Here is a 9,888-nt window from a genome sequence, read left to right as displayed (position 1 = left end):
GGCGGGAGCCTGGGCCGGTGCGGGCTGCTGCGTGGCAGGCTGTCCGCTGGCCGGCGCGTCAAAGGCGTTGGGTAGGGTCGCCGCCGCACCCGGATTCTGCGATGCGCTCTGTGCCACAGCGGAAGAAGCCAGCAAGCTGGCTGCAAAACCGATGGAAACTGCGATGTTCTTCATGGGGAGGGTCCTCGGCTGTGGTCCCTCGGGACCGTTGGTCAGCCCAGAAGATTGGGCCAAAGCGTCAAGATCAAGGCGGCCGCAGAAGCACATGCCGAGACAGTGGCCGTGACCACCACCCAGGTTGGCACCCGTGCGCGCTCGACAATCAACGTCTGGGACTGCGGAGGGTTCTGTGCGAGATTGGACAAAGCCTTCAGCGTGTCGCGCGCATCATCCAGCAATTCCTTGGCCTGTGCCTGAACGCCCAGCTCGCGGCGGATCCAGCGCTCCACAACAGGCTTGGCGGCTTCCCACAGGTCGTGATCGGGGTTCAGACGACGTGCCACACCCTCGACTGACACCATCGTCTTTTGCAGCAGCACCAGTTCGGGGCGCAGATGCATGTCGAACAGGGCGGTAATCTCGAACAGCTGGCCCAGCAGGCGGCCCATTGAAACCTGAGAGGCCGCACGGCCGATCACCGGCTCGCCCACGGCGCGAAGGGCCTGTGCGAACGTATCCACCGAATGGTGCGGCGGTACATAACCCGCCTCGAAGTGGATGCGGGAAATACGGTCGTAATCGCGGCTGATGAAGCCCCAGAGGATTTCCGCCAGATAGCGTCTCTCGGCGGGGCCAAGGCGCCCGACGATGCCGAAATCGATTGCCGTTACCTTGCGGCTGCCGTCTGCGAACAGATTGCCCTCGTGCAGGTCGGCGTGAAAGACACCATGATCCAGCGCCTGTACGAGGAAGGCACGTACCACCTTGTCAGCCAGCAGGTTGCGCTCTTGCTCCGACAACTGCGCCATCGCCGGATCTGTCATCGGCAGGCCGTCGGCCCATTCCAGCGTCAGCACCCGTTTGCCCACGCCATCCCAGATGACGCCGGGCGCGGACATATAGTCGTCCTTGCCCATGACCTCGGCCAGCTCCGAAGCCGCAGCGGCTTCCAGACGCATGTCCAGTTCCAGTTGCAGGGAACGGGCGATGATTTCGACAAAGGCGCGCGGTTCCAGACGGCGGGCCGGTTCGACCAGACGGTCGACCAGTCCCGCGCCCAGACGCATGGCATCCAAACCCTGATGGACCTTCTTCTCGATGCCGGGACGCAGAACCTTGACCGCGACCTTGCGGCCATCCGCCAGATAGGCCGGGTGGGCCTGTGCCAGGGAAGCGGCACCCACCGCAGGACCGAACTGGCTGTAAAGGCTGTCCAGCGGGCGACCGATCGACCGCTCGATCTCGCGCTTTGCTTCCTCCACCGAAAAGGGCGGCAGCTTGTCCTTCAGGTGGCCAAGGTCCTGTGCGAACTGCAAACCGAAAATATCGGCACGCGTCGCGAGGACCTGCCCCAGTTTGATGGCCACGGGGCCCAGTTTTTCACACGCGGCACCGACGCGCTGGCCGGGACGACCGGCGCGCAGCCTGCGGCTGGAAAAGGCTTGGACCAGACCCGCGAACGGACGGCTCCAAGCCGGTATCAGGCTGTTGGCCTCACGCGGGATCAGCGCGTCGTGACGCGCCAAAACCCACCCCCACTGCATCAGTCGAAAGGCTGAACGCAGGGGATGTTTGATCCTGACCGCTTCCGGTTTGGGCGGCGGAGTTCTGAAAGTCAGCCGGCTCAGATCGCCCACCCGTGGTGAATGGCGGCCACGCCGCCGGTCAGATTGGTCACGCTCACCCGGCTGAAGCCGGCGTCCTCGATCATGGCCTTGAAGGTGTTCTGGTCGGGGAAGCGGCGGATCGATTCCACCAGATATTGGTAGCTGTCGCGGTCCTTGGCGATCAGCTGGCCGATGCGCGGAATGGCGTTGAACGACCAGGCGTCATAGGCCTTGCGCATCACGGCCGTGGTCGGGCGCGAGAATTCCAGACACATGAAACGGCCGCCGGGCTTCAGCACACGGCGGGCTTCCTTCAGGGCGACGGGGATATCGGCCACGTTGCGGATGCCAAAGCTGATGGAATAGGCATCGACCGAGGCGTCCGGCAGCGGCAGGCTCATGGCGTCGCCGACGGTCCAGACCATTTCCGGCTCGCCGCCCTTGTGCACGCCCGCAAGGATCATCTCGGCGTTGTAGTCCAGCACGATGACCTGGGCGTCCTTGCCGCCGCGACGCTCCTGTGCCGAGCGGGCCATCTTGGAATAGCGGCGGGCCATGTCGCCGGTACCGCCAGCCACATCGAGGATAACCTCGCCGGGGCGGGCGTTGAGCTTGGCCGCTGCGGCATCCTTCCAGATGCGGTGCACGCCGCCGCTCATCAGATCGTTCATCAGATCATAGTTGGAGGCGACGGAGTCAAAGACACCACGCACCATCTTCACCTTTTCCCGCGCATCTACATCGCGGAAACCGAAGGACGAGGTCTTGCCCGACAGCTTGTCGGAAGGGTTGGCGGAGGACGCGTCGGAGGAGGTCATTCGCAAGGTTTAGCGCCTGTATTGCGCCGCGTCATCCGTCCATCGGCGAGAATGCGACAGGCTGCGACTTGTCGGCTGTGGGTAGGGCGGGTTACGCCTTGGGAAAATCATATAGGGAAGAGAAGTTTCATGGTGCAGACTCCGCAACAGATCGCGCTTGAAGCCGTGCTGGCGCAACTACCCGCCTGGCACAAGGCCGACGATTCCCGTCCGGCCATACGCCGGGTGCTGGAGTTTGCCGATTTTAACGCAGCCTTCGGTTTTATGAGCCGCGTGGCCATTCAGGCCGAAGCGGTACAGCACCATCCCGAATGGTCCAATGTCTGGAACCGCGTGGAAATCGTCCTGACCACCCACGATGCGGGCGGCGTGACCCAACGCGACATCGATCTGGCGCGCTTTATCGACAGCATTGCCGAGGGGCAGGTGAAATGAACCGTCAGGGCCGCGTAGAGGGGAAGGCGGCCCTCATCACGGGTGCGGCAGGCGGACTGGGGCAGGCTATGGCCCGCCGTCTTGTCGAGGAGGGGGCAAAGGTCGCTCTGACCGACCTTGATCTTGAAGGCGTACAGGCGCTGGCGGATGCGCTGAACGCCGCCCGACCGGGCTGCGCCTATGCCTATCGCCACGATGTCACATCGGAAGAGGACTGGGTGACTGTGGTCGCGCAGGCGGCCTCGGACCTTGGCGGGCTGTCGGTGCTGGTGAACAATGCCGGCATCGGCGGCAATCTGGTCTTTGCCGAACAGGATACGCTGGAAAACTGGCGCCGGGTCCAGGCGGTGAATATCGAGTCCGTCATGCTGGGCTGCAAGCATGCCATGCCGCATCTTAAAGCGGCTCCGGCCGCCAGCATCATCAACATATCCTCTATTGCCGGTCTGGCGGCGGCACCTGGAATGGGGGCCTATAACGCCACCAAGGCTGCGGTCTGGCTCTATACCAAAACCGTGGCGCTGGAATGCGCCAAGGCTGGCGGTACCGTGCGGGCGAATTCGGTCCATCCGGTCTTTATCAAGACGCCCATCCTCGATCCTTTCATCGCCATGTCCGGCGGCTCTGTAGAGGTGGCCCACGAAAAACTGGCGCGCGGCATACCTCTGAAACGCATAGGGGAGCCGGATGATGTGGCCTATTGCGTGCTCTATCTTGCCTCTGACGAAAGCCGTTTCGTGACCGGCTCGGAGTTCAAGATCGACGGCGGCATGACCGCTCAATAGGGCGCTTATGTACAGCTTCGGTGACGGCGCGCACGATCAGGGTTGAGGCCGTCACCGCCTTGCTGTAACACCCGCCTTTCCGGCCTCGCGCCGAAGCCGCACCCGTAGCTCAGCTGGATAGAGCGTTGCCCTCCGAAGGCAAAGGCCACAGGTTCGAATCCTGTCGGGTGCGCCAGTTTTTCCCAACATATTCAAATCGCTACGAAAAAACCGTCCTCGGGACCGTTCGTCGGGTTGCGCGGCCTGCTGCTCTTGTGCGCCTTCTGAACCGGAAGGCAGGGCGTTCTGACCCGGGATACGCCCGTACGACCATTTCGTCGGGAGCGTTTCTCCACTTGCGGAGTTAGTGTCCGGTAGGGCGTCCAGGTGCGGCGAAAACGCCGCCAAATCTCCAATTGCGCCTGAATTTCAATACTTAATAATACTCAAGCTTCAGCATATAATACTGATCCTGTACTCGCATGGTATTAGGGTCGAAAGAGATAGCATAACTTCTCCGCAAAAGCGGTATTTCGGAGAAATTTGTTAACTTGCAAACCTGCGAAAACTAGAAAGCTATCGCCTAGAAATTAGGAGTACCGGGAAAAATACAGTTAACTTTGGCGTAATAACTGTAAAATGTTGTCAGTGACATATTGCATTTTGCGAGGTCGTAAAAGGGTCCTGTCTAGGCCTCAATTACGGAACTCCCCTTATATTTGTTGAGGAAATCAAAAAGCTTGACCATAAGTATTGGTTTTCGTTTTGCCAATATTTGGTGCTGATTTTTTCAATCTGATATAGTTTCACCCATCGACCTTTGTCGAGGATTCGCGTTTGGGGACCTGATGTTCAGGGTTCCGAATGACGCCATGATTAACCGTATAAAGCTATACTGTATAGTAGCCTTTGCTATTGTACTGAACGTGTTCCTCCTCGGAGGAGCGCCTGCGCACGCGCAAACCAGTGTCAACAACAGAGCGACTGTGACGCTGCATCCTGCGCTGATTGATCCCACCCCCGGGAACAACAGCTCTACGGCGACAGCGAATGTTACGCCCTTGCCAAGAGTCACTTTCGGGAAGACGGCAGCGCCGCTCACACCCGTAAGGGTCGGCGAGCGCGTCACATTCACAGTGAGTGTGAACGTGACGCAGGCGGCAACGCTGAATGCGCTCACACTGACAGATACGCTAGGGCCTGGCCTTGGAGATTTGCAGGTCACGTCTGCCGGACAGTTCAACTGCTCCGGCACTTCGCCGTTGATCTGCGTGCTGCCGGCGGGAAGGGCAATCGGAACCTATACCCTGACCTATACGGCGCTTGTTCTGCCTTCGGCTGTTGGTACCGTAACCAATACGGTGGTCGGTACCGGTGGAGATAACCCGACCTGTGTCACCGCTGACGGTTGCCGCACGACCACCAGGGTCGCGGACCCCGCTGTAAGGTACAGCAAGACGGCCTCGCCTTCGGGTGCTGTCTCGGTCGGTGACCTGATCACCTATACCCTGACCGCTGAAGTCATTAACTCACAGACGATTGTGGCTGTGCCCCTGACCGATACCATGGGGCCGGGTCTGGCGTTTGTGTCGGTGACCAACCCGGGCATCTTCAACTGCGGAACGGGCAATCCCCTTACGTGTACCCTGCCGAGCGGAACGGTGCCGGGTACCTACAGCCTGACCTACCAGGCCCGTGTGACCCCTGAAGCGACCGGCAAGGTCCGCAACAATGTTGTCAGCACGGGTTCGAACACCAGCTGCTCGGGCATCTGCCAAACCGAGAATGACGTCCGGGCTCCGCGCGTCACCTACAACAAGCGTGTCAACGGCAACTCGCCGGCGGCGTCTGTTGGCGACACTCTGTCCTACACTCTGCGTGTTGTGGTCGAGAACTCGCGAACCACCGCCGTTGTGACCCTGACCGATACGATGGGCCCGGGCCTGACCTTCTCGCAGGTCACGGATGCAGGTGTGTTCACCTGTAATGCCGCCAATCCGCTGGAGTGTACGCTGCCGGCCGGTACGGTTCCGGGTGAGTACACCCTGACCTATGAGGCGAGCGTCAACCCCTCGGCTAGCGGACAGGTGCGTAATGCGGTGGTCGGTACCGGTGGTGACAACCCCCTCTGCGTGGGTGCCTGTACGACGGAAACGACCGTGCTGGCTCCGGCTGTAAACTATTCGAAGTCGGTGAATGCACCGGCCACTCAGCGTGAGGTCGGCGATATTCTGACCTATACGCTGACGGCTCGTGTTTCCAACTCACGTACGACCGCCGACCTGACCCTGACCGATACGCTGGGCACCGGTCTGGACTTCGTGGCGGTTACGGATGCGGGCATTTTCACCTGTAATGCCGCCAATCCGCTGGTGTGCGTCCTTCCGGCCCAAACCGTGCCGGGCACCTATCGCCTCACCTACACCGCACGTGTGAACAGCGAGGCAAGCGGTGATGTGCGTAACGTCGTTGTTGGCGGGGGCGGTGATAATCCGACCTGCGTCGGCAGCTGCGAAACCATCACCCCGATCCAGGATCCGGAAGTCGGCTATTCGAAGACGGTAAGCGGCCCGGCTCAGGCCGCGGTCGGAGACGTCCTGACCTATACGCTGAACGTTGCTGTCACGAAGTCTCAGACGACGGATATCGTCCGTCTCACCGATACGCTGGGCGCGGGCCTGGACTTCGTAGCGGTGACAAATGCGGGTGCCTTCACCTGTAATGCCACCAACCCGCTGGTCTGCACCCTGCCGGCCGGTACGGTTCCGGGCAACTATGCACTGACCTATACGGCGCGTGTGAATACCCAGGCGACGGGCAATCTCCGCAACGCCGTGGTCGGCACCGGTGGTGACAACCCCAGCTGCTCGGGCGTGTGCACGACCGATACGCCGCTTCGTCCCTCTGCCGTTGTCTACCGCAAGGCTGCTGTAAACCGTCCGGCTTCGGTCAAGGTCGGTGACGAGGTTCAGTTCGAGCTGCGCGTCTCGGTCCAGTATTCGCAAACCAGCGACGCTGTGACCCTGATCGACAACCCGGGTGTGGGTTACGAGCTGGTATCGTTCGATAACGTCGGCATCTTCAACTGCTCGGGTACCAATCCGCTGACCTGCGTTCTTCCGCGCGGCACCCTGCCGGGTCAGTATGATGTCCTCTACACCTTGCGTGTAACGCCAGAAGCTGTGGGTCGCGTCACCAATGCCGTTGTCGGCTCGGGCGGTGATAATCCAACCTGTACAGGTATCTGTACGATCGAGATTCCGCTGAGCGATCCGTCGGTGACCTACACCAAGTCTGCCAACACGGCAGGTCCGGTGAAGGTGGGTGACACCATCACCTATACGCTGACGGCTGAGGTCACGAACTCGCAGCTGACCCAGGTCTTCACCCTGACCGATACGCTGGGCACGGGTCTGGACTTCGGTGCGGTGACGAGCGCAGGTGCCTTCACCTGTAACGCCACCAACCCGCTGGTCTGTACGCTGCCGGCCGGTACGGTTCCGGGCACCTATGCCCTGAGCTACACCGCGACGGTGAACGCCCAGGCGACGGCCAATGTCCGCAACGCCGTGGTCGGCACCGGTGAGAACCCGGTCTGTACGGTGAACTGTGACGTGGTCGTGCCGGTCCTTGATCCGCGCATCGCGCTGAACAAGACGATCGACCTGGCTGCCAATGCAGTGGCACGCGTGGGTGACGTCCTGACCTATACGGTCACGGCGACGGTCACGAACTCGCAGCTGACGCAGGTCTTCACCCTGACCGATACCTTGGGTGCAGGTCTGGACTTCGGTTCGGTCGTGAATGCGGGTGCCTTCACCTGTAACGCCGCCAATCCGCTGGTCTGTACGCTTCCGGCGAACACGCCTCCTGGCCAGTACGCTGTCGTCTACACCGCAGTGGTGAATGCCACCGCCGCCAACACGGTCAAGAATGCCGTCGTCGGTACGGGTGGAGACGAGATCGTCTGCGAGGGTTCGTGCGAGGTGATCACCCCAATCGTCGATCCGACGATCAAGCTGGTGAAGACTTCGAACCCGCCTGCAGGCACCGAGGTCAAAGTGGGCCAGACCATTGACTACACGGTCACGGCCACGGTCGAAGGTGCGGCACTGTCGGCTCCGCTGACCCTGATCGATACACCGAGCCAGGGTCTGACCATCACGTCCACGCCGAACGGCTGTACGATGAATGGCCGCGAGTTGAGCTGTGTGCTGCCGGCTGGCACGACTGTGGGTAGCTACAGCTTCACCTATCAGGCTGTGGTCGGCGCGGATGCAGACGGTCGTGTTCGCAACCAGATCCGCGGTGAAACCCCGGCTGGCAACAAGCCCGAGTGCGTGACCTGTGAGGTCGAGCACAAGGTCGAGGATCCGCTGATCCGTCTGACCAAGGTGGCTGGCGTCAAGACGGTCAAGGTCGGCGATCTGGTTCGCTACACCCTGACGATCGAGAACCTGTCGGGTCCGAACCTGGTCAATGCGACCGTGATCGATACCCCGGCTGCCGGTTTCACCTATGTGGAAGGCTCTCTGGTGGTGGCTGATGCCGACAACTTCGGCTCCGTCACCGGCACCGGCCCGATCCGGATCGGCGGCATTGACGTCGCTTCGGGCGAGCGGGCCACGGTGAGCTACCTGATGCGTGTGGGTGCGGGTGTCCGTCAGGGGACCCACATCAACACCGCCATCGTCACGGACAAGGACGGCAAGGATATCTCCAACCCTGCGACCGCCGAGGTCTCTATGGATGGTGATCCGGTCTTTGATGACAGCCTGATCTTCGGCACGGTCTTCGACGACCGCGACGGCGACGGCTGGCAGGATGCGGCTTCGATGAGCGGCATCAAGGTCCAGGGCGGCTTTGCTCCGGAGGTCTATGTCGCCGGTTCGACGACGATGGACCGCGGCGCAGGTCCGGCACCGGTGGCAGATGCCTCCTCGCCGATGCTGCACGGCATCCAGATCGGTGACCTTGCCGGTCGCCAGTCTGAAGCCACGGCTCCGGCCACGGTCGTGATCCGTCAGCGCCTGACCGCGCCGACCTTCACGGACGACTTCGTCCTGACCAACCGCCAGGGTGTGACGGTCCGCATGGATGCGGCTGGCAACACCTCGGTCGAGAAGTCCGGCGATGCGGCCCGCGGTCTGAACGGTGCCGACCCGCAGGTCGAGCGTCGTATGACCCGAGACGGCGATGGCTATGTGGTGGATTACATCATCCGCAACATGGGCATCGATGAGCGCGGTATCCCGGGCGTCCGCATCGGTACGGTCGAAGGTCTCATCATCGAGACCGACCAGTTCGGTCGCTTCCACCTGACCGATATTCAGGGTGGCGATACGGGTCGCGGTCGCAACTTCATCATGAAGGTCGATCCCGCGTCCCTGCCGCACGGTGCGGAGTTCACCACGGAGAACCCGTTGGTCCGCCGCATCACTCCGGGTGTTCCGGTCCGCTTCGACTGGGGTGTCCGCTTCCCGTCGGCAGTGATCCCGGGTGGCCGTCAACTGATCGAGCTGGAGCTGGGTCAGGTGGCGTTCGCCCCGGGAGCGGCCAATGTCGCCCCCGAGCACGAAGGTCTGCTGGACCAGATGGCTGAGCGTGTCCGTGAATACCGCGGTGGCGAAATCGTCATCGTCGCCAACGGCGAGAGCGAGGGCCTGGCCCTGGCTCGCGCCCAGGGGGTGAAGGCGGCTCTCGAAGCCAAGCTGGCACCTTCGGAGCGTACCAACCTGACGGTCGCGGTACGCACCGAGGTCCGCGCGCCGAACCTGGTGTCCCTGTCGGGCGAGAGAGTTCGTCTGGGCACCGTGCTGTTCGACACGGACAAGGCGGATATCCGTCCCGAGCATAAGGGCCTGCTGGATACAATCGCTGACCAGTTGAAGGGGAACCTTCACCGTGAGGTGACCATTGTTGGTGGTGCCGATGTTCGTGGCGCGTCCGCCTACAATGCCGAACTGGGAATGCGACGCGCACAAGCCGTGTCCCGCGCCCTGTCGGAGCGTCTGCCTGCCAACACCAACGTGCGCGTAACAGTCGAAGATGTCGGGCTTCCCGCATCGTCCGGCCCGGCTGCCGGTCGCTAAGGGGAGATGAAAG

At 61.8% G+C, this 9,888-nt stretch carries 5 protein-coding genes and 1 tRNA gene; 4 read left to right on the top strand and 2 right to left on the bottom strand.

The window, feature by feature from the left end; all coding sequences use genetic code 11:
* Window positions 1–212 precede the first annotated feature (212 nt).
* Entirely contained in the window at window positions 213–1,796 is a 1,584-nt protein-coding gene (gene ubiB, locus B3H86_RS07100; protein WP_292052351.1) for a 2-polyprenylphenol 6-hydroxylase, read from the bottom strand.
* Window positions 1,784–2,584 carry a class I SAM-dependent methyltransferase gene (locus tag B3H86_RS07095; RefSeq protein WP_409450244.1) on the bottom strand — a complete coding sequence of 267 codons (801 nt, stop codon included), beginning with the start codon at window positions 2,582–2,584 and terminating at the stop codon, window positions 1,784–1,786. Before B3H86_RS07095 ends, ubiB begins: the two co-directional genes overlap by 13 nt.
* Window positions 2,585–2,713: 129 nt before the next feature.
* Here B3H86_RS07095 and B3H86_RS07090 point away from each other — a divergent pair, with 129 nt between their 5' ends.
* The 4 genes from B3H86_RS07090 (at window position 2,714) to B3H86_RS07075 (ending at window position 9,875) form a co-directional block, all read left to right on the top strand.
* Entirely contained in the window at window positions 2,714–3,019 is a 306-nt protein-coding gene (locus B3H86_RS07090) for a 4a-hydroxytetrahydrobiopterin dehydratase (protein WP_292052349.1), read from the top strand.
* A complete protein-coding gene (locus B3H86_RS07085) occupies window positions 3,016–3,804 on the top strand; it encodes an SDR family oxidoreductase (protein ID WP_292052347.1) in 789 nt (262 codons plus the stop codon). Before B3H86_RS07090 ends, B3H86_RS07085 begins: the two co-directional genes overlap by 4 nt.
* Before the next feature lie 98 nt (window positions 3,805–3,902).
* Window positions 3,903–3,979 (top strand) — tRNA-Arg (locus tag B3H86_RS07080).
* A gap of 1,018 nt (window positions 3,980–4,997) precedes the next feature.
* Window positions 4,998–9,875, top strand: coding sequence for an isopeptide-forming domain-containing fimbrial protein (locus tag B3H86_RS07075; RefSeq protein WP_292052345.1), 4,878 nt, complete (start codon window positions 4,998–5,000; stop codon window positions 9,873–9,875).
* Window positions 9,876–9,888: the final 13 nt, after the last annotated feature.

Origin of the sequence: Brevundimonas sp. UBA5866 (genome assembly GCF_002432125.1) — a bacterium.
In the GTDB taxonomy this organism is placed as follows: Bacteria; Pseudomonadota; Alphaproteobacteria; order Caulobacterales; family Caulobacteraceae; genus Brevundimonas.
Note: the sequence above shows the minus strand (reverse complement) of the source record. Positions and strands in the feature narration are given on the sequence as shown.